Below are 23,476 nucleotides of genomic sequence, written 5' to 3'. Positions count from 1 at the left end.
ATACTTATTGTTTTATTATTTTGCATGAATATATACTTTCTTACCATCTACGATGTATACACCGTCAGGTATGTTCCGGAACGGATCGTTATCCGATAGTTTCACCCGTTTCACAAGGAATCCTTGCGTTGTATAGATTTCGACTTCCTTATCTTCTATATTTATAGCATCGATGGAAGTAGCGATTTCGATCAATTTGCGCACCCTCTCCATTTCTTTTGCCAAAGCTGTAATCTGTATGGTCAGTTCCGAATATTTGGTTGAGGCAGCAGATGTCTTTCCCGCAGCGGCAAATGCTTGCTCGGCTGTAGTTATTGCATTTTGCAGTATTTCATCTTTCATTTTTGTCAATAATAAACGGGCTTCTGCAATGGAATCTCCCAGTTCATAAACTGCATCATCATATCGAGTGCTATTGTCAGTATAAGTTTCTTTCAACGAAGGACAAATAGAATCTATGGCAAGGATTCTTCCATCCAGACGGTAGCGGCAGTCAGATGCGACTTTGATTATTTCCGCAAATTCCGCATCTTCCATCAGTGTAGCCAATGGGCTTGACTTGCGGATCAGATTATCCAGTTCTGCTTCTTTCTGTGCACAACTCACGGAAGCCGCTGTATAACTGTTGTTTACAGAATCAATCATAGCAAGTATATCATTCAGATTATCGGACTCCAGATAGGCTTCCGACTCTTTATACACTTCCATTATTTCCGATTCGGTTTCTTTTATTCCATAATAAAGATTGTGTTTAGCCAGAGCTTGTTCGCGTGCCTGAACTAAATTGTTATGCGCTTCCTCCAGCTTCTTTCCTATTTCTTGATTGATACTCTCCACGATTGCTTTGAGCGATTCGTTAGCATCGGTCAACTCTTTGTAAGTGGAAGCCTTCGTACTTGTCTTATCCGCTTTGTTTGCAATGGCTTCGGCTTCTGCTATACCTACCCCCAATGCTTCATTCGCTTGTTTGCCCAATAACTCTTTTGCGGTTGTTAATGTCGCCTGCAAAGCAGTGATTGCATCATCATATTTTTGGCATTGCAAATCGAATGCTGTTTGTAACGATTCCAAGTGTATGCCTATTGCCGAAATACGTCCGTCATTACTGTATCGGGCATTGACAGCTTCCGCTATCGTTTCATCAAATATTTCGTCAGCCATCAGTACATTCAGTGTATCGGCCTGATTTATCAATCGTTGGATTTCCAACTCTTTTTCCGTACATATTCTTTCAGCTTCTCTATAACATTCGTTGAGTGTCGTGGTCATAGCCTCTAACTGTCTGATAAGAGTTACAGTGAGCAGTTGTTCGGCTTCATTATATGCAGTCATAATTTCTGACTCAGTGACATTACTTCCATAATATGTATTATGTTTTGCTTTAGCCGTATTGCGGGCAACTTTCATGGTGGAAAGAGTATTTCTATATAGCCGTTCTGTCACAGCCATGGTATCTTTCAGGGCAAAATTGCTGGTTTCGATAGAATCCAGACAGAAACTTTCTTGTCTTGCCCATGTTGCACGCTCAATGGCTTTATCTAATCCGGTTTCCGATTCATCACCGTAATATTTGGTTTTGTATTCTGTCGCATTCAGAATAGTAGTATCCAACGTTGCAGCTACTTTACAAAATAGCAGATAGGCTTCTTTCACCTGCTTAGCTTCATTTACAAATTCAGTAAGTTCATTTAATGAATAGATAATGGTTTGTCCTTTCAGTTCTTCAAACAGATCGTGATTTTCATTTAAATAAACCTTAGCATTAGAGGTATTCGGAGATTTTTCGTCCGATCCGTATGTCTGAAAGTTTGCATCAATTTCGTTATATTCTTTGATAAATTGGTCTGCAATATTTCTACGGTCGGCACTTTCTACCGTAGCCAATGCCAGATCCAAGTTTTTTTGTAATTGCTGTACTGAAGCAATCGTTTTGTAGTCGTCATGAATTTTATCATATTCTGCCCGAGCATCTTCAATCGCCTTTTTCAGGATTTCGTTATCCGGATAATTTGAACTGAATTTAAGGTCTGCTTCAAGAATTGCATCCCAGAAATTGCTTATGGCTTTGTTCCATTGAGCATCGGTATCCGACACTATATTTTGAAGATAGCTGTAATAACCTTGCAGCGTCGGGATATCCGTGCAAACTCTTTCATCTTCATCGCCACTTTCTTCTTTTGCCGCTAAGTCTGCAGCTACTGCTTCCAGCTTGTCTTTATATTCTTGAGGTATATCTTCATCAGCATACCGTTCTTTTATTTTTGCATTCGTTACTTTATACTGTGTATCCAGACGCCCTATAATTATTGTGTATTGTTCTTTGGTTGTCTTGATTTCTTTTTCTAAAAGTGTGAATTGTTCTTGCAAAATATATTTTGTATCACTGTTTTTATAACTTTCCGCTGTCCGGATGACTATTCCCAAACTTTCGTAGTTATATTTAGCATAACATTCTTTAGCTTCATCGATTTTTCTGATAAGATTCTGACGCGCTTCAAAGGGGTCTGATTCTCCTCCTAAACGTATAAATACTTCATTCAATGCAGTAAATGCATCACTTAGAGCTTTGATATTTCTTTGATTTTCCTGGCTATTGTCAGTTAATATGTTTTGAGCTTGTTCATAAGCCTCCTTTAGCTCTTCCAAATCTTTAATGGCTCCGCTATTGGTGTAGTATGCTTTCGAGGCTTCTATTTTGTCTTCAAGATTTGTCTTTGCCGTTGTCCATGCCTTTTCCGTATCAGTAATCTTTGTATTTATTCTTAAAATTAAATTCTCAATATCAACAATAGTAGCAGCATTATTTGCTTCTGTAATTAGAGTTGCCATTGCGTTATCCTCGTCACCATATATACTTTGGTAGGTTTTCAACGTATTAACTCCTTTATTCATTTTGAATTTGCTGTCGGCCAATGAGGTTGCGTCCTGCAGTCGGGTAGTAGAGTTGACTATTTCTATCTCCGCTGTTTCTATTGATTTTGCTTTCTCCAAAATTCCTTCTGCCGTTGCTATTTCTGTACCAAGTGCAGCATCCGACCATATTTGATTATTAGTCTTGGCTGCATCTGTTACTGTTTGGAGTTGTTCTACCAAACCGTCATAATAGTTTTTTGATTCTTGGTAGACTTTTTGGATAGCTTGGATGGCATTTTGATAAGTTGAGAGGATTTTCGTAGAGGTCGTTGCTTCTTTTTCGGCTTCAGTAATGGCTTTATTTAGTTTTTGATATGAACTTTCACCATCCTCCGAACTTTTTAATTGCATATATAGTCTTTTGGCTGTATTGATAGCTTTCTGCAACTCTGTTTTAAAATCGGACAGTTTATTTTCCAATTGAGTTGCTATGTTGAGAATTTCAGCTTGAGCTTCATTCATTTTTTTCTGCATATCTATTAATGAAGAATAGATAGTGTCGTTAAATGTATATTGACCGGAAGCCGGGTTTATTTCCGCTCCGTTTATTTTTGTTTCGAAGTTATTAACAGCTTGAATAGCACCTTTCCATGCTTCGTTTGATTCTGTTTGTTCTTCTTCTGTAAAATAGCTGTTAGTTTCTTTTTCTGCTGAAGTTATGGATGATAGATAAATTGATTTTAAATCAACAAAGCTGATTTCGTCATTTATATAATTAATATACAAAATGACACTTGTCAGGTTATGATCGGTGTAAGAAAAGTCTGGTTTACTAGTATACCACCCTTTAGGGATTGTATAATTTTCTTTATTTCTAATTTCATTGTATTTTTTGTTACCATCAATAGTGTCAATTCGGCTTTCTAAGGTTGCTTTTTTATTCGTAAATAATGCTGTTATGTCTCTGCAGTCTTTACTCTGTTGTATTATTCCCGGCTTTCCGGGAGTTATTGTTGGCTTACCGTTATCATCTAGTTTATCTTCATCTATTATGTCTTCTCCACCATCAATTTCCTCATCATTAATATTTTCTTCCTGTCCTTGATAGTTGGTTAAAATATTATCTGCTGTTTCTTTTAAAATTTTAAAGTCCGATTCATTCCACACTTTCATATAAGCAGCATAACCTGTCGGATCTGATGCTTCAACGGGCTTTTCTCCATAATATGTTTCATACCAGGTATCAATGTTTGCAAGTACGTAGTCAAATGGAGCTTTCTTGATTGCTCTATTCAACGTTAATGTTGCATTCTCAACCTCTACTTCGGTTGCATCAGTTTTCTCGTTTATCGTAGCCGCATCCTTATATGCTTCCCAACTATCGAGTTTCGGATAATACTCTTTTTTATCGGTATCTTCTGTTTTTTGCTTTGCTAATGCCAGCGCATCCGTTAGTTTGCTTTTATCGACAGGATTATCATCTCCCGGCGAATTGTTTGTCAGTGAGAAAGCGCTGATGCCTCCTACGAACAATAAGATTAAAGTTACGAGTAATTTTTTTGTTTTCATAAACAGATATATTAAAATTTATTCTTTGATTTTCTTTTTTGAATATTTGAATTATATAGAGGTAGGAAGACAATAATGCTTTTTTCTATCGGATAAAAAAGTTATGGGAAACCATTTTTTGTTTTTATTTCAGGTAGCAATAATTCCGGTACATTCTTACATCCTTTGTAGTAAAAACATTTTTTACTAAACAATGCAATGATTGCAAGTGGAAGTATCGGGATGGTTATTAAAGAAGCATTTCCCATGTAACGAATATTAATAATTAAGCACATTTCTTACTTGACAGTTTACACTATTTTACAAAAGTAAAACTTATTAAAGAAATAAAACTTAAAACAAGTTTTGTGTTGTATAATTCAGTCCAAAAGTTGTATAATTTAGTCATATATTACTGATTTATATATCAGTACATTACAATTATATTACTTATTAATGCACATAATCGATTGGATGAGCAAGCTAAAATGCCTAAGGGAGTGATGTCTTACGCTCCAGTAGATGTAGGCTAACGCTCCCTTAAGTGGAAGGTAACGCCCCCTTATGTGATTCATAAAAGGGTCTACCCGATATTTTATTGCTTGATACCTATTATTCAGCATATGGTCGATCATTTGCAAACAATAGGAGTTTGTAATCAATCGACCGTATGTTTGTCTGCAAACGTCCTGATGTTTTTTTCAATCAACCTGATGTTTGTGAAAAACATCAAGGTGGATTTTACAGACTCCGGTGATGGTTTTAGGGTTTATTTGACGTAATTAAAAAAGGTTGAAACTACCTTCATTCCTTCACGGTTTGAACGTACAACGTTGATACATAATAAATTGCGGTGAATACATATTTTTTACTGCCGTTTGTGATAGTAAAAATGGGAGAGCAAAAAGAACTTTCAATTCTCAACTCTCCATTCTTAACTAAAAAAAAGTACTTTCACCGTAACTTGCTATTCAGTAGATATTTATGTCCAACCGTGAAGGGTGAAGGCAACCTGAATGCAATTGTGAAAATATGCACAGAAAGAGATTTCCATGTTTGTTATCCTATAAATATCAGGTGAAGACTGATTGCTATTTAATATTTTTGTATACTATATATCTTAACATGATAATGTTGGACTTGAATAAAAAATGAAAGGCAGAGATAAATCTAGTCTTATCTCTGCTTCTCAAATCATTGGAAAAGGGAAGATTCTGAATATCCCTTTTTGTTATATCTTGAAATCTTATTTCTTCTTTTCCAGCATAAAATTTTTAGATTCCAATAATTCCACAGCTTTTGTCACGCTTTCATTGGCTTTATTTATTACGCGGAAGTAGGCTTCCATATCCCAAAGATCTCTTGCTATCAATGCCTTGAGCTGTAGTTTGAGCAATGGAAGAGATTTCTGATATTCTTCTTCATTAAATTCTATTTTAGCGTCTGTTGCCATTGTAATCAATTCATCCAGCATCGATTGGGTTATTTCAAACTTTTTATCGAAATCTTCGAATTTGTTGTATTTGCTTTGCCATGCTTTGCGATTCTTCTCGATAAATTTCAGATTTGCTTGTAGAATAATACCTTTATCTCTTAACTGACGATGATATTTGGTAAAACGTGTCGTATCAATAGGGACAAAATAGTCCGGCATAATACCGCCACCGCCATAAACCGTTCGTCCTAATCTTTTTGTTGTATACTGTAGAGAATCCGGGAAATGGATGCTATCGGCATTAGACATTTCACCTTTATTATATCGGTCTATTAAATCTTCGTTGTATTTTTCAATGTTGGTATAGGGCTTTTGGATACATCTTCCGGATGGAGTGTAGTAACGGGCAACCGTCAGACGAATCATTGAGCCATCCGGCAGGTCGACAGGTCTTTGTACCAATCCTTTCCCGAAAGAACGACGTCCTACTACAATTCCTCTATCCCAATCTTGAATAGCCCCGGTGACAATCTCACTGGCAGAGGCGGAAAACTCATCTATCAATATGGCAAGTTTCCCGTCTTGGAACTGGCCATTACCCTTTGCATAGAATTCACTACGTGGATTGCGTTTTCCTTCTGTGTAAACAATTAAATCTTTTGTATTTAGAAACTCATTAGCCAAATCAATGGCTGCATTCAAATAACCGCCACCGTTTCCTTGCAAATCAAGAATCAGGTCTTTCATGCCTTGTTTCTTTAGTTTTGTCAGTGCATCGGAAAACTCTTTTGAGGTAGTTGCCCCAAAACGGTCGATACGGATGTAGCCGATTTTATCTTTAAGCATATAAGCTGCATCGATACTATAAATAGGAATACGGTCGCGTTTGATGGTGAAAGGAAGTAGCTCATTGACCCCTCTACGAAGTACTTTGAGGTCTACTTTAGAACCTCTTGGTCCCCGTAGTCTTCTCATGATTTCTTCTGTACTCATTTTTATTCCGGCAATGGTGGAGTCGTTGACAATTACGATACGGTCTCCGGCTAAGATACCGACCTTTTCAGAAGGTCCTCCGGATATTGTTTGTACAACAAAAAGCGTATCTTGTACCATATTGAATTGTACGCCGATACCATCGAAGTTACCTTGCAATGGTTCATTTAATTTCTTTACTTCTTCGGGATTGGAATAGAGCGAATGCGGATCAAGTTGTGCCAGCATTTTAATGATAGCTTCTTCCACAATTTTGTCTTCATCAACTTCGTCTACATAAAGGTTTGCGATAGCAAATTCTGCTAATTGTAATTTCCTTGCAGCCGATGAACCATAATTTTGCGCCTGCAAGCTTAATGCGAACAGGCAAAAGAGAGATACGATTATTTTTCTCATTTGTTCTTTGTATTCTTTTTATATGCCCATACCTTCGGGTACGAAACGACTGATATCTTTCCCGTAAGTGAGTAGTTCCCTTACAATAGTAGAACTGATACAAGTCAGTTCCGGTTCTGTAAAGAGTAGAATAGTTTCTATTCCGGCAAGTTTACGGTTGATGTCGGCTATTGTTTCTTCGTATTCAAAATCACTGACGGTACGGATGCCACGAATGATGAATGCGGCTTCCACCTGCTGGGCAAAGTCAATTGTCAGGCAGTCATAAGCTTGAACTTTTACACGAAGATCGTCTTTGTAGAGCCTGCGTATCATTTCTACCCGTTCTTCGGTTGGAAAATAAGTTTTCTTATTCTCGTTGATACCGATGCCGATAATAATTTCATCCATAAACGTTAACGCTCGTTTTACAATGGAGTAATGTCCGATCGTAAACGGGTCGAACGTTCCGGGAAATATTGCTCTTCTCATTCTTTTATGCTACGTCTTCTTCTATAATCAGATTATCTATAATAAAACTCTGTCTTTCCATCGTATTCTTACCCATATAGAATTCCAAAAGTTCTTTAACTAAGTCGTTTTTACGCAAAGAAACCTGCTCAAGACGCATATCTTTGCCGATGAAATGTTTAAACTCGTCCGGTGAAATCTCTCCCAATCCTTTGAATCGAGTAATCTCCGGATTCGGATTCAGTTTCTTTATCGCATTTTGACGTTCCTCGTCCGAATAACAATAGATTGTTTCTTTTTTATTTCTCACACGAAACAGAGGGGTCTGTAAAATGTACACGTGTCCTTTCTTGATTAAGTCGGGGAAGAACTGGAGGAAGAAAGTAATGAGAAGCAAGCGAATATGCATACCGTCTACGTCGGCATCCGTAGCCACAATTACTTTGTTGTATCTCAATCCTTCCATACCTTCTTCAATGTTTAAGGCAGCTTGAAGAAGGTTGAATTCTTCGTTCTCATAAACTACTTTTTTGGTCAGGCCGTATGAATTTAGGGGCTTACCACGTAAACTGAACACCGCTTGGGTGTTCACATCGCGGCTTTTAGTGATAGAACCGCTTGCAGAATCACCCTCCGTGATAAAAATACAAGATTCTTCTTGCTTGTCTCCTTTGTTGTCGTTCAGGTGGAAACGGCAGTCACGTAGCTTACGGTTGTGAAGGTTTGCTTTTTTAGCACGTTCACGAGCCATTTTCGTAACTCCGGCTATGGCTTTGCGTTCTTTTTCCGACTCCTGAATCTTTTGTTGCATGACTTCCGCAATATCGGGATTCTTGTGAAGGAAATTATCCACATGACCTTTAACGAAGTCACCGACAAACTTGTTGACACTTACACCGGACAATGAATAAGGACGTCCTTCAGAATCTTTTTCCGGAGCCATGGAAAGCGAACCTAGTTTGATTTTGGTTTGACTCTCAAATGTCGGTTCTATGACATTGATGGCAATGGCAGCGACTAATCCGTTACGAATATCCTGCAATTCCATGTTTTTCCCGAAAAACTCTTTGATGGTACGTGCTATGTGCTCTTTAAAAGCACTTTGATGTGTACCGCCCTGTGTGGTATGCTGACCATTGACGAAAGAATAATATTCTTCTCCGTATTGAGAAGTATGTGTAAATGCTATTTCTATATCTTCACCAATCAAATGGACAATCGGGTATAACCCGGGCGCAGTCATATTGTCGTTCAAGAGGTCTTCCAGACCGTTACGGCTAATGATGCGGTGCCCGTTATAGAAAATTGCCAATCCGGTATTCAGATAGGTATAGTTACGCAACATCGTTTCTATAAATTCTGAATTGAAATGATAGTTCAGAAAAAGAGTGTTATCTGGTTCAAAGAAGATGTAAGTTCCATTTTCTTCATTTGTATCGGTAGTAGTATCACTGATTAATTCTCCGCGTTCAAATATAGCTTCACGCATCTGTCCGTCACGGATGCTTCGTGCAATGAAACGGGAGCTGAGAGCATTGACGGCTTTGGCGCCGACACCATTCAAACCTACGCTCTTCTTAAAAGCCTTAGTATCGTATTTTCCTCCGGTATTCAGCATGGATACGGCATCGACCAAACTTCCCAGCGGAATACCGCGTCCGTAGTCACGGACAGATACACGCAGATTATCTTCTATGACAATCTCGATTCGTTTGCCCGAACCCATTTTAAATTCATCGATACTGTTGTCAACCACTTCTTTGAGCAAGACATAAATACCATCTTCAGCTTGAGAACCATCGCCCAAACGTCCGATATACATACCCGGACGTACACGCACGTGTTCCATATCGGAGAGGTGACGGATGTTCTCTTCGGTATAAGTTACTTCCTGTTGATTTATTTCTTGTAGATTTAATTCTTCCATCTTACATTAATATATTATGCAATGCTACAAAGATATATTTTTTTTCGGAAAAGGAGAGTGCCGGAAAAGAAATAAAAAAGCCGTTCCTTTTAAAGGAACGGCTTTTAATACTTTCGCTAGTAATTTCTTACTTTCTAAGTCCAAGCTCTTTAACGATAGCACGATATCTTTCGATATCTCTATCTTTCAGGTAGTTAAGTAAACTACGACGTTTACCTACCAACATGGTTAAAGCTCTTTCTGTGCTATAATCTTTTCTGTTGAGCTTCATGTGCTCAGTCAGATGAGCAATACGGTATGAAAACAATGCTATCTGGGCCTCAGCTGAGCCAGTATCAGAGTTAGACTTTCCGTATTTGCCAAAGATTTCTTGTTTTTTAGCTGCGTCTAAATACATAATGTTTTTGACTTTGTTATTAAATATATAATTCTTTTGAGCGTGCAAAGATACATATTATCTTTTAAATCACAAGGTTTTGAGAGAAATAAATAATAAAGAATATACAATTCCAGATTTTATCGTAACTTTGCACCCAAATTATAGGTATTGTATGCAAAATATTAGAAACATTGCAATTATCGCCCATGTCGACCATGGGAAAACGACGCTAGTCGATAAAATGATGTTGGCGGGACATTTATTTCGTAATGATCAGTCAACAGGTGAATTGATGCTGGATAACAATGATTTGGAACGTGAACGGGGAATAACGATTCTTTCAAAGAATGTTTCAATCAATTACAAAGGTACAAAGATAAATATCATTGATACTCCGGGACACGCGGACTTCGGTGGAGAAGTAGAGCGTGTGCTTAATATGGCAGATGGATGCATTCTTTTGGTGGATGCATTTGAAGGTCCGATGCCTCAAACTCGTTTCGTACTTCAAAAAGCACTTCAAATCGGATTGAAGCCGATTGTTGTGGTAAATAAGGTAGATAAGCCGAATTGTCGTCCGGAAGAAGTCTATGAAATGGTGTTTGATCTGATGTTCAGTCTGAATGCGACAGAAGATCAATTGGACTTTCCGGTTCTATACGGTTCTGCAAAGAATAATTGGATGAGTGATGATTGGAAAAAACAGACAGAAGACATTACTCCGTTATTGGATGCCATTGTGGAATATATTCCTGCTCCAAAAGCTTTGGAAGGTACTCCGCAGATGTTGATTACTTCACTTGATTATTCTTCATATACGGGACGTATCGCAGTCGGACGTGTTCATCGAGGTACATTGACCGAAGGTATGAATGTAACCCTTTCGCGTAGAGACGGTTCTCAGGTGAAAGCGAAAATTAAAGAGCTTCATACTTTTGAGGGGATGGGACGCAAGAAGACCGATAGAGTTTCTTCGGGAGATATTTGTGCCGTTATCGGTATTGAAGGTTTTGAGATCGGTGATACAATCTGTGATTTTGAGAATCCGGAACCATTGCCACCAATCGCAATTGACGAACCTACTATGAGTATGGTGTTTGCTATTAACGATTCTCCGTTCTTTGGTAAAGAAGGTAAGTTCGTAACTTCCCGTCATATTAACGACCGTTTGGAGAAAGAGCTTGATAAGAACTTAGCTTTGCGTGTTGTAAAAAGTGCTGATTCGGACAAATGGACGGTCTTCGGACGTGGTGTGCTTCACTTGTCCGTGTTGATTGAGACTATGCGTCGCGAGGGATATGAATTGCAAATCGGCCAACCGCAGGTAATCTATAAAGAAATTGACGGTGTGAAATGTGAACCGGTAGAAGAACTTACTATCAGCGTGCCGGAAGAGTATGCCAGTAAAATGATTGATATGGTAACTCGCCGTAAAGGCGAAATGGTTTCTATGGAAACGCAAGGTGACCGTGTTAATTTGGAATTTGATATGCCTTCACGTGGTATAATCGGTTTGCGTACGAATGTGTTGACTGCTTCGGCAGGAGAGGCAATTATGGCCCACCGCTTCAAGGAATACCAACCTTATAAAGGGGATATTGAACGTCGTACCAATGGTTCTATCATTGCAATGGAAGGAGGTACAGCCTTTGCTTATGCGATTGATAAGTTACAGGATCGCGGGCGTTTTTTCATTTTCCCGCAAGACGAAGTATATGCCGGACAGGTTGTAGGCGAACATGCAAAGGAAAATGATTTAGTAGTGAACGTAACTAAGTCTAAGAAACTGACAAATATGCGTGCATCCGGTTCGGATGATAAAGCGAAGATTATTCCTCCGGTAGTATTCTCGTTGGAAGAGGCATTGGAGTATATCAAAGAAGATGAATATGTAGAAGTTACTCCGAAAAGTATGCGTATGCGTAAGATTATTCTGGATGAAACAGAACGTAAACGTGCCGGAAGATAAATCTATCTATATAAAGTGAGATAAGAAAGAGGAGGAAACATAAAGTTCTTCCTCTTTTTTATTTCCGATTTAATTTTGAAATACTTCCTTGAAGATACGTTTAGCTGTTGCGATACAATCACCTTCCGGATCAGCAGAATAATAGTTGGATGCTTTGGCCCATGATTCCTCTAAAGTATAAAAATCGATTTCTTGTGGTTGCTTACCATCCATTTTTTGGAATAAGTAGTCGAAGTACTGTTTCCAGCGTACATAATAGAGATCTTTCAGGATACCGTTCCATTCTTTGTGTGCATAATCTCGGAGTCCGCCTTCATTGGCGGCTATGCGATTGCCCCATGTTGTGATTTGCACTCGGGCGTTCCATTCATATAATGCTTTTTCTGTTGGTGTATTGCCTAATGCGCGTGCATTACTTATCCATTTGCCTACTTTAAATTCGGGGCGTGTTGCCAATAATTCATCCTGCAAAAGAATTAGTTGTAGGAAATGTCGGGATGCCATGGTAAGCTGCGGTAACAGATTTTTGCATTAAACGTCCTTTTTCTGCAATAGCTTGGCGTAGGATATCGGTTAAATCAAATTCAAAGTTATTATTTCCTTTGTATTTATCAGCGATGGAAATCATCAAGCGGGCTGCTTCTATTACTTCTTGAGGATTATAATAATCTTTCATCTCCGACCAACTTGATACTTGATAAACATCTTCGGCAGGGCGGGCGCAGAATACAGATTCGTGTGTACCTTGTTGGACAAGATTCTTCGGACTGTTATAAATACCTTTTCCCAATAATAGCCATACTTTGTTTATTATTTCATCTTCCACACCATAACGAGCTTTTACATAGCTGTTCAGCCAGTTTTCTTTCGTGAAACGTTCTGCTCTCCAAGGCAGTTCCATTGTCAGTTCGTACATTACCGGATTGTTCTCAATACCTTCCGGAGTTATACCGACTCCCCGCAAAGTTTGTCCGGCATGTGTGTCATTTTTTGCATCGTAAAATCCGTTTATTACGGCATCCATTTTCCCATGTAATCCGACATTTCCGCCAAAGTTAAGTAGCATGCAGTATATCCAGTTGTGTTGCCCGTAACCATTTTTTCTATACCATTCGGAAGAAGTATCTCCCCATTGAGGTCGGCATTCACTGTGTAAATCGAGTATTAGTAAATCTCCTGTTTTCAGATTTTCGATCATCTTGGTACGTGGATTATCTTGCCATGCCTGAGCTACCCATACGGCTTTCGGATTGATCTTTTTCATAGCATTCATAATTGCTTTTCCGGCAATATCCAAATTTACTCCTTGTGTGCTCCCTCCTTCGTGGAAAGGATCGATAGCATAAAAGTTCGCCTTGCCATACAGCTTTGTCAGTTCCTTGTAATATAAAGTGGATATTTCTTCGAAACGTTTATCTCCCGGTTGCAAGAAAGCAGGGCGACGATAGCTGCACCATCGTCCGGGATCTGATACGTTTAATCCTAATTTTTCTTTGGCATTATTGGGTACCATTCCGGCATATCCCGGCAATATAGGCTCAATACCATATTCACGCATCCGTTTTACAATTTTTTTTTGAAGTGTTTCTTGTTGTGTATACCAACTATCCGGATTAGGGCCACCCCATCCTTCCAAATTATTCATAAGCCACCACGCAAGAAAACCTGGACCAGAAATGAATTCATTGATATTTTGTTTGTCATAACCTAACTTATTAAGAACGTTATACCATACGCTTTCTGTCCCGGTGAGTGCTAAAGCAAGATTAATACCGTGCAATGCCATCCAGTCTATCTCTTTTTCCCAACGCGGCCAGTCCCAGAATGCCATCGAATATGAGAAAGTGCAGTAATTGAGATCATAACGGTAAGGCAACATACTTTCATGTCTTTCTTTTTTAGTAACAACCGGCAGTGTGACAGGTAATTTAGCAGTCATGCCATTCCATGAAAGATGAATACCTGCATAATATTTCAGATACCAGTTTAGTCCTGTAGCAATACTTACATAGTTATTGCCTCGAATAATGATCTTGCCATCTTTCTGATCTAATTCAAAGAAATCTTTGTCGGAGAGTTTTGTTTGTTCGATGATAAATTTCTTAGATGCTCCCTTGTCAATGCGCTCCAGTAAGTTTGTGATAGGAGAAGCGAATGAGAAAATATCTATAAAAAACAAGCTTAATAGTAGTAATAGTGTTTTCATAATAATATGGGATATGATTGAATAAATGGTTCAGCCTCTTTCGGGAGTATGTTATGTTCTTATAGATTGGTAATATCCTGTTCGAAAGTATTTTTGTTTATAGCTTTGTTTCTGACTTTACTTCGATAATTATAAATGGTGGTCAACGAATAGTCAAGGAAGTGGGCAATACGGTTACTGTCTGTAACTCCTAGACGTATTAAGGCAAAGATGCGTAATTCGGTAGATAAGAGTTCTCCGGCTTTTGGGTGTATTTGTTCTTCTTTGATTAATAAATTATTAAATGACTGAATGAAATTCGGGAAGAGGTTTAAGAAGGATTTATCGAATTCACGATAAAATTCATCCCGTTCATCATTAATGAACTGTTCGGATTTTATAGCCTTGAATAATTCTTCTACGCGAGAAGCCATTGCTAGTTTTATTAAAGAACGGCGGTAGTTATCCAATTTTTCTAAATATATAGCACATCTATCCAAATAACGTGCTATGTACTCTTCTTTAATTTTTCCGGTTTGTATCAACTCTCGGTTTACCGCTTTCATTTGTTGGTTAGCTACACTCAATTCTTTCCGTGCTACCGACAGTTTCTTCATCTGTTTGTATAAATAGAAAATGGTAATCAGTAAAAGTAAAGAAAGAATCCCGGCACTAAATAAAAGGATGTCGGTTATCTTCTTCTCCCTTTTTTCCTTTAATTTATAGGCTTTATCAATGATGGGGAAGAAATTCGTAACTTCAATGGAGCGCAATCTTGCATTGGAAGCAACAGCATCTTCCATGGAGCAGTTCAAATACTTATAAGCTCGGTCTATATTCCCTTCTTCAAACATCAACAGTGCCAGTTTTTGCAGTGATTCGTATTCCCTGATGGCAGATTCAATGTCGATAATTGCTGTTTCTGCCAAATAATAGATTCGCTTTTCAATATTTCCTTGACAACCATAAGCATCTGCCAGGTTATAAGTTATATATCCTTTTTGGCGTTTGTCGTGACTATTGGGAAGTGCTTTGTTTAAAATGGCAATAGCTTTATCACAATCTTCATTTATTATTAGTTTGTCGGCAAGAACAATATCGCGATCAATGCCATCTTCAGTGATATTCAATATAGAATCCCGATAGAAATCTGTCAATTTCTGGTATTTGTTTTTATTGTTGGTATTGGTATAATCGGCGGCCCATCCGTAACAAGCACGACAAGCATGATAATAATATAAGAGTAGGTTATCGGGTAGAGTCTTCGCATCAATATGTTTAAGCATTTCCAATGCTTCATTATACATACCCATAACTCCCATTACCTCGATTTGATTAATTAACACTTCGTCTTTTAGAGATGGATTGTTCAATAAAGGAATAAGTTCTTGTTTCTTTTTGACATAATGAAGAGCTGAATCTGCCTGATAGTGCAGGTAGATATCATATAGTGCATTATAAGTTTCTAACTTGTTCCGTGCGGAGGTTGTATATTTTAATGAAGTGGTTAAACTGTCGATTTTTCTTTCTCTTTGCGTATGATATTGGCTTTTTTGTTCAATAGCTTTGTCTAATTGCTTAAGTATGTTTTCATTGGAAATGTTTTTAGGAATAGCAAACGATCTGTTTACGGGATTGCAACAGATGAACAAAACTAATATAGAGATTATTTTTTTCATTTGACTAGGTTTTCAGCAAATATAATGATTCTTTACGAAAAGAAATAGAAAAGACTAAAATATGCTTGTTTTATGTTTGAAAGCTATTCCTATCCGTTTATATTTTTGTCAGTCTTTTATTTGATTATTATAAAGATTATCAGTATGTTATAATTCTAAGCGATTTATAATTTCTTTCTATTTCTTTCAGAGACATCATAGAACCTTTTATATTTGTGACAGTTGTTTAATCAATCCAAATCTAGTAATATGAAACATTTAGCGACACTCTTGGTATTTATCTTTATTTATATGCAAACGCTGCAAGCAACTTCGTTGCAGAAAGTGGAACCCGCTTTCTGGTGGGCGGGAATGAGAAATCCGGAATTGCAAATCTTGTTATATGGGGAAAATATTGCTTCTTCAGAGGTATCGCTCTCTGCTGAAGATGTGCATCTAAAGAGGATTGTAAAACCGGGGAATACTGATTATTTATTATTGTATGTGGATTTATCGAAGTCTGTACCTCAAACATTTGATATTGTGTTACAACAAGGTAGGGACCGTATGGTTGTTCCGTATGAGTTGAAAAAGAGAGATACTGGATCTGCGAATAGGAAAGGGTTTAGTTCTGGGGATGTGTTATATCTTATTATGCCTGACCGTTTTGCTAATGGCGATACATCGAATGATGTAATAAAGGGTATGTATGAAGCAAAGGTAGACCGAGAAGATCCCTCCGCACGCCATGGTGGAGATATAAAAGGTATAAACAATCACCTTGATTATATTTCGGATTTGGGAGTAACAGCCATTTGGCTCAATCCGATTCAAGAAAATGATATGCCGGGTGGTTCTTATCATGGTTATGCTATTACCGACTATTATCAGGTAGACCGTCGGTTTGGAACAAATGAAGATTTTTGTAAATTAGTTGACAGTGCCCATGCCAAAGGATTAAAAGTGGTAATGGATATGATTTTTAATCATTGCGGAAGCGAAAATTATCTGTTTAAAGATAAGCCCTCCAAAGATTGGTTTAATTATCCGGATAATTATACGCAAACTAATTTTCGTACGGCGACTCAATCGGATAAATATGCTTCGGATTTCGAAAAGAATTTGGCGTTGAATGGATGGTTTGCCGAAGTAATGCCGGACTTTAATCAACGAAATGAAGATGTAGCTACTTATTTGATTCAAAATAGTATTTGGTGGATTGAGTATAGCGGTATTAATGGCATCCGTCAAGATACATATCCGTATGCTGATTTTGATGGAATGTCACGTTGGTGCAAAGCAGTTATGGATGAGTATCCCGATTTTAATATTGTCGGTGAAACTTGGCTGAATAACAATATATTGGTTTCTTATTGGCAGAAAGACAGCCGTTTGGCGGCTCCCAAGAATTCAAACCTTCCTACGGTAATGGATTTCCCGTTGATGGAAATTATGAATCAGGCTTTTGATGAAGAAACTCAAGATTGGGGAGGAGGTCTTTATCGTATATATGACTATCTGACACAAGATATTGTATATGCTAATCCGAGTAACTTATTGACTTTTCTGGATAATCATGATACTTCCCGTTTTTATAGAACCCGGGAAAGCACGAGTAATTTGAACCGTTATAAACAAGCACTTGTATTCTTGTTGACTACACGTGGTATTCCCCAAATTTATTATGGAACAGAAATATTAATGGCAGCTGATAAGGCTAATGGAAGTGATGGTTTACTTCGTGCGGATTTTCCGGGTGGATGGAAAGGAGATAAACATAATGCTTTCTCTATGACTGAAAGAACAGCTCGGGAAAATGAAGCTTACACTTATCTCCGGAAATTGCTTCAGTGGAGAAAAGGGAATAATATTATAGCGAAAGGCACATTAAAACATTTTGTTCCCAAGAATGGAGTATATGTTTATGAACGGAAATATGAGAATAAATCGGTGGTTGTATTTTTGAATGGTACAGATAAACAGCAGACTTTGGATTTATCTTCTTATAAAGAAGTGTTACCATCAATAACTGCCATAGATTTTGCAGGAAAAGAAGTTCATTTAGATAAGAGTTTGACATTAAAGGAACGTGAAACATTGATTCTAACATTCTGATATAGTTCACAATGGTTTATATTTATTTGTTGAATGTTTAACGATAAATAGTTGATTATCAAATATATAATTGTTTTGAATAAGTAAAATGATTTATATTTTCATTCTTGTTTAATTAATTACTATTTATCACGCTTACATTTGCGATGTCTGATACGAAATGATAATCGGATGTTTGTTGGCCTATTAATTAATATTATAATAATATGAAAAAGCACTTTTTAATTTCAGTATTTCTTTGCATTTCATTTATTGCAAATGCTCAAAAGCTACTTTCACCTAATGGTAATTTGGAAATGAATTTTAAGTTGGATGCTCAGGGTACTCCTACTTACGATTTGACTTATAAAGGTAAGACGGTAATCAAACCCAGTAGCTTGGGTTTGGAGTTGAAAAAGGAAGATGCTGATGCCGCTGTAGATTTTGAGTTCAAGATGCGTAAGGACATAAATAGTCTGGATAATAAAACAAATTTATATAGTGGTTTTGAAGTAAAGGATATAAAAACTTCAACGTTCGATGAAACTTGGAAACCCGTATGGGGAGAAGAAAAGGAGATACGTAATCATTATAATGAGTTGACTGTAACCTTGAATCAACCGATGAATAATAGGTATATCATCGTACGTTTTCGTTTGTTTGATGATGGTTTAGGTTTTCGTTACGAGTTTCCTCAACAGACGGAACTTAACTATTTTGTAATAAAGGAAGAGAAATCACAATTTGCAATGGCAGGTGATCATAAAGCATTTTGGTTACCGGGAGATTATGATACACAGGAATATAGCACAATGACTTCACGTCTGTCCGAAATCAGAGGGCTGATGAAAGAAGCTATTACTCCGAACTCTTCACAAACTCCATTTTCACCAACAGGAGTTCAGACGGCTTTGATGATGAAGACGGACGATGGTTTATATATCAACCTACATGAAGCTGCATTGGTGGATTATTCGTGTCTGAACCTGAATTTAGACGATAAGAATCTGGTTTTTGAGTCATGGCTTACTCCGGATGCAAAGGGAGATAAAGGGTATATGCAGACGCCTTGTGTTTCTCCGTGGCGTACAGTGATTGTCAGTGACGATGCGCGTGATATTCTTGCATCAAGAATTACCTTGAATTTGAATGAACCTTGTAAATTGACAGATACTTCTTGGATTAAACCGGTGAAATATGTCGGTGTTTGGTGGGATATGATTACCAATAAAGGTACGTGGGCTTATACAGATGAACTGACAAGTGTAAAACTTGGTGAGACGGATTATGCAAAGACGAAACCGAACGGAAGACACTCTGCCAATACAGCTAATGTGAAGCGTTATATTGACTTTGCTGCGGAACATGGATTTGATGCAGTTTTGGTAGAAGGATGGAATGAAGGTTGGGAAGACTGGTTTGGAAAAAGCAAAGATTATGTTTTTGATTTTGTCACACCATATCCTGATTTTGATGTGAAGGAAATACATCGTTATGCAGCATCTAAAGGAATTAAAATGATGATGCACCATGAAACTTCTGCTTCGGTACGTAATTATGAACGTCACATGGATAAAGCTTATCAGTTTATGGTGGATAATGGTTATAACTCTGTAAAGAGCGGTTATGTAGGTAATATTATCCCTCGTGGGGAACATCATTACGGGCAATGGATGAATAATCATTATTTGTATGCTGTGACAAAAGCCGCTGATTATAAAATTATGGTTAATGCACATGAGGCCACCCGTCCTACGGGGTTGTGTCGTACTTATCCTAATTTAATTGGTAATGAGTCTGCCCGTGGTACAGAATATGAATCTTTTGGCGGAAACAATGTAGACCATACGACGATTCTACCTTTTACCCGTTTACTTGGTGGTCCGATGGATTATACTCCGGGTATTTTTGAGCCACATTGTAATAAGATGAATCCTTCCAATAATTCACAGGTACGAACAACATTGGCACGTCAGTTGGCACTTTATGTAACGATGTACAGCCCGTTGCAAATGGCAGCCGATATCCCTGAACACTATGAGCAATTTATGGATGCTTTCCAATTTATTAAGGACGTGGCTATTGATTGGGACGAAACAAGATATTTGGAGGCCGAGCCGGGTGATTACATAACAATAGCCCGTAAAGCAAAAGGGACGAACGATTGGTATGTCGGTTGTACGGCAGATGAAAATGGTCATGTAGCTAAATTGACATTTGATTTTTTAGATCCGGATAAGCAATATATTGCGACTGTATATGCTGATGCGAAAGATGCTGATTGGAAAGATAATCCGCAGGCATATACGATTAAGAAAGGTATTGTTACAAATAAATCGAAACTGACATTGCGTGCAATGAGTGGAGGAGGATTTGCAATCAGCATCAAAGAAGCCAAAGATAAAAGTGAGTTGAAAGGCTTGAGTAAGATGAAATAATATAATTTGTTAACTTTAATATTATAATGCATGAAGAGAACTAATCTTAGAATCTGTAGAATGGTTCTGTCCCTTTTCTTGGGGATATTCTTTACATTGGGTGCTTTTGCACAACAGACCGCATTGAGAGGTCATGTAAAAGATGTACAAGGTGAACCGGTTATTGGTGCTAATATTTTAGCAAAGGGTACGACTAATGGAACTATTACCGATGCTGACGGTAATTTCAATTTGCTGTTGGCAGATGGTCAGAATGTGATTGTGGTGTCTTTCATAGGGTATGTTCCTCAGGAGAAAAACGTAAAAGGACTTTCTGAAGTGACGGTAACTTTGCAGGAAGAATCCGAGCAACTCGATGAAGTAGTTGTGGTTGGCTATGGTGTTCAAAATAAACGTGAAGTAACCGGTTCCATAGCCAAGGTTGCGGGTAAGGATTTGATGGGAGCACCTAACTCTTCTTTTGATGCAACACTTCAAGGACGTGCTGCGGGAGTACAGGTAACCCAAACTTCAGGTATGGCAGGTGCGGGAGCTGCCATCCGTGTCCGTGGTGTAGCTTCTATTACAGCGGGGGGTGATCCATTGTACGTTGTAGATGGAATGCCACTTCAAGGAGGAGGTACAGACCGACCTGCCGGTATGAATGTTAATCCGATGTCCTCTATTAACCCCAATGATATTGAGAGTATCGAAATACTAAAAGATGCCTCGGCTACTGCCATTTATGGTTCTCGCGGAGCAAACGGCGTTGTTTTGATTACCACAAAAAGGGGAAAGAAAGGGAAACCGGTATTTAACTTCAATTATCGTTCCAGCCTTTCTACTATTGTGAAAAGAATGGATATGCTAAATACCGACGAATATCTTACTCTTTTGCAGGAAGGGTATGAGAATGATATTATTTATGGTACAGGTACCTATGATGGACCGCATCCGAAGTTAGCCGGTGGTCTTTCATGGGATCAGGCCAAGAATATAAACACGGATTGGCAAGATGAAGTCCTTCAGGTAGGTTGGTCTAACTATGGAGACTTTTCTATGCAACAAGGTAATGACAAGATTAAAACGTATTTCGGACTTTCTGCAAGTGATGAGAAATCTTTTTTGAAAGAAGATGATTTCAAACGTATCAGTTCCCGTTTGAATTTGGATTATAATGTGACTAAAAACTTCACAATGGGTCTGAATGCATCTTATACTTATACTAATCAAACGAATGTACCGATGGGATGGGAAAAAGGCGGTATCGGAGATGCTTGGTCAATGGCATTACCTTACTTCCCCGTTCATGCTATTAATGACGACGGAACTTATTCCGATGATTATTTTAAGTTTCCATCGAATCTGAATCCGGCAGTGGGTATTCATAACCGTCAGTGGAAGACGCGTAATTCGAGAGTAATGGGTAGTATGTATTTGAATTACGAAATATTGAAAGGACTTTCCGTTCGGGCGGAAGGTAATGTGGATTATTTGAATTCCAATCGGTATTTCTTGGCTACCCGCATTGTGGAAACTAGTCCTTCAGCTAATAAAAATAGAAGTAAAAACTTCAATTGGAATGCCAAGGCATTAGTTAATTATGATTTAAAGATAGCGGATATACATAGCTTTAAGTTTATGATAGGTACGGAGTTTATGAAATCTACAACGGATTATACTTTCCATAATGTTACTTTTGAACCGGGCAAGGAAGACTGGCTGTTCAATAATCCGGAACTTCCGGAAGTAGGTGCAAGTAATAACTCAGGAAAGAACCCTTCTCAGGTATATTCTTTCGTCTCTTTCTTCGGACGTATCAACTATGCTTTGATGAATCGCTACTTATTGACTTTGACCTACCGTCGTGATGGATCGTCTCGTTTCGGTGCGAACAATAAGTTTGGTGATTTCCCTGCTGCCTCTATCGGTTGGGTGCTTACGGAAGAAGAGTTTCTGAAACATCAAAAGGTAGTAAGCCTATTGAAATTGAAAGCAGGATATGGATTGACCGGTAATGCGGAGATTCCTAATTATGCGCAATGGGGAACTACCAATATGACTTCCAACCAAATTTATTATATCAAAGATAGTAACAATCAGAATCCGCAGAACCTTCATTACTGGAAAATAGATGGCTTGGCTAATCCTGATTTGAAGTGGGAAACTACCCGTACGTTTGATGTCGGTTTGGAATACGGATTTATAAATAATCGTATCAGTGGTGAGATCGGTTATTATAACAAGCGTTCAAAGGATTTATTCCTTGAAGTGACAACTCCCAAATCATCCGGTTGGGGAACTATTCTGAAAAATATCGGTGAGATAGAAAACAAAGGTTTCGAGTTCTCTATAAAATCCCGTAATATCGTTACTCGTGATTTTACTTGGACTACGGACTTTAACATTGCAAAAAATATAAATAAAGTTTTGGATGTAGGGAATGCCGGAGCTGATGCTTTGGGTGGAGCAGGAGATACCCGTGTTATTAAAGGTGAACCGATTGGGGTAAACTACTTGGTAAAGAAACTGGGAGTAGATCCTGCCGATGGTATGCCTATTTATGAAAAGTTAGATGAGAACAAGAAGGTGGTAGGGGTAACTAAAGAGTATAACCCGGATAGAGACCGTCAGGTGGTAGGACATCCTTATCCGGATTTTGTCGGAGGATTTAATAACGACTTTACATTTAAGAACTGGGATTTAGGAATCCTGTTTACTTTCCAGATAGGTGGTAATATCTATGATGATTCCGGTAAATTCCAAAGAGGAAACTTGGGTGGATGGAATTTGACGAAGAAAGTGCTTGACCGTTGGAGACAGCCGGGAGATATTACGGATGTAAATCGTGCAACACTGGGTAACAGCGGTATTGCGACGACAGCCAATACAACCGAGGATTTGTATGATGCTTCTTTCCTAAGATTGAAATCGTTATCAATAGGTTATACTTTACCGGAAGCATGGGTAAAGAAAATGAGATTGAGTAGTGTTCGTTTGGGGTTAACCGGAACAAACTTATTCTGTATTACAGGATATGATGGTCTTGATCCTGAAATCTTCAGGGATATGGAGAATGCTCAACAGAAGAACTTGAGTGCGAATGTCACTTATCTGTCTTTGCCTCAATCCCGTAATTTTACTTTTAACTTGAATGTTACATTCTAAAATC

At 38.1% G+C, this 23,476-nt stretch carries 10 protein-coding genes and 1 pseudogene; 4 read left to right on the top strand and 7 right to left on the bottom strand.

The features are described from left to right. Nucleotides 1-15 precede the first annotated feature (15 nt). The 5 genes from DXB63_RS00755 to rpsO all read right to left on the bottom strand — a co-directional run bounded on the left by DXB63_RS00755 (nucleotide 16) and on the right by rpsO (nucleotide 9,999). A complete protein-coding gene (locus DXB63_RS00755; RefSeq protein ID WP_122124455.1) occupies nucleotides 16-4,422 on the bottom strand; it encodes a hypothetical protein in 4,407 nt (1,468 codons plus the stop codon). Nucleotides 4,423-5,647: 1,225 nt separating this feature from the next. Beyond that, nucleotides 5,648-7,225 (bottom strand): S41 family peptidase, encoded by a 1,578-nt coding sequence (locus DXB63_RS00750; RefSeq protein ID WP_122124454.1) that lies wholly within the window; start codon nucleotides 7,223-7,225, stop codon nucleotides 5,648-5,650. 18 nt (nucleotides 7,226-7,243) lie between these two features. After that, nucleotides 7,244-7,696 carry a pantetheine-phosphate adenylyltransferase gene (coaD, locus tag DXB63_RS00745; protein ID WP_122124453.1) on the bottom strand — a complete coding sequence of 151 codons (453 nt, stop codon included), beginning with the start codon at nucleotides 7,694-7,696 and terminating at the stop codon, nucleotides 7,244-7,246. Between the two features lie 4 nt (nucleotides 7,697-7,700). Then, nucleotides 7,701-9,602, bottom strand: coding sequence for a DNA topoisomerase IV subunit B (locus tag DXB63_RS00740; protein WP_122124452.1), 1,902 nt, complete (start codon nucleotides 9,600-9,602; stop codon nucleotides 7,701-7,703). A 127-nt stretch (nucleotides 9,603-9,729) separates the two neighbouring features. Continuing rightward, nucleotides 9,730-9,999 carry a 30S ribosomal protein S15 gene (rpsO, locus tag DXB63_RS00735; RefSeq protein ID WP_122124683.1) on the bottom strand — a complete coding sequence of 90 codons (270 nt, stop codon included), beginning with the start codon at nucleotides 9,997-9,999 and terminating at the stop codon, nucleotides 9,730-9,732. A 154-nt stretch (nucleotides 10,000-10,153) separates the two neighbouring features. Between rpsO and typA the strand changes: the two genes are divergently transcribed. Next, nucleotides 10,154-11,950 carry a translational GTPase TypA gene (gene typA / locus DXB63_RS00730; RefSeq protein ID WP_122124451.1) on the top strand — a complete coding sequence of 599 codons (1,797 nt, stop codon included), beginning with the start codon at nucleotides 10,154-10,156 and terminating at the stop codon, nucleotides 11,948-11,950. 69 nt (nucleotides 11,951-12,019) lie between these two features. On the opposite strand, the pseudogene DXB63_RS00725 reads toward typA, so the two are convergent. After that, a pseudogene (locus tag DXB63_RS00725) lies at nucleotides 12,020-14,156 on the bottom strand (alpha-N-acetylglucosaminidase). A gap of 59 nt (nucleotides 14,157-14,215) precedes the next feature. Beyond that, nucleotides 14,216-15,814 (bottom strand): DUF6377 domain-containing protein, encoded by a 1,599-nt coding sequence (locus DXB63_RS00720; RefSeq protein WP_122124450.1) that lies wholly within the window; start codon nucleotides 15,812-15,814, stop codon nucleotides 14,216-14,218. 249 nt (nucleotides 15,815-16,063) lie between these two features. Between DXB63_RS00720 and DXB63_RS00715 the strand changes: the two genes are divergently transcribed. From DXB63_RS00715 to DXB63_RS00705, 3 genes are all read left to right on the top strand, one after another. Further along, complete coding sequence (locus DXB63_RS00715; protein ID WP_122124449.1) at nucleotides 16,064-17,908, top strand: glycoside hydrolase family 13 protein; 1,845 nt, start codon at nucleotides 16,064-16,066, stop codon at nucleotides 17,906-17,908. Nucleotides 17,909-18,114: 206 nt separating this feature from the next. Further along, nucleotides 18,115-20,325 (top strand): glycoside hydrolase family 97 protein, encoded by a 2,211-nt coding sequence (locus DXB63_RS00710; protein ID WP_122124448.1) that lies wholly within the window; start codon nucleotides 18,115-18,117, stop codon nucleotides 20,323-20,325. A 30-nt stretch (nucleotides 20,326-20,355) separates the two neighbouring features. Beyond that, nucleotides 20,356-23,472, top strand: coding sequence for a TonB-dependent receptor (locus DXB63_RS00705; protein ID WP_233522713.1), 3,117 nt, complete (start codon nucleotides 20,356-20,358; stop codon nucleotides 23,470-23,472). Nucleotides 23,473-23,476 lie beyond the last annotated feature (4 nt).

The sequence above is a fragment of the Bacteroides sp. OM05-12 genome (genome assembly GCF_003438995.1).
Taxonomy (GTDB): Bacteria; Bacteroidota; Bacteroidia; order Bacteroidales; family Bacteroidaceae; genus Bacteroides.
This window is presented reverse-complemented; position numbering and strand designations above follow the sequence as displayed.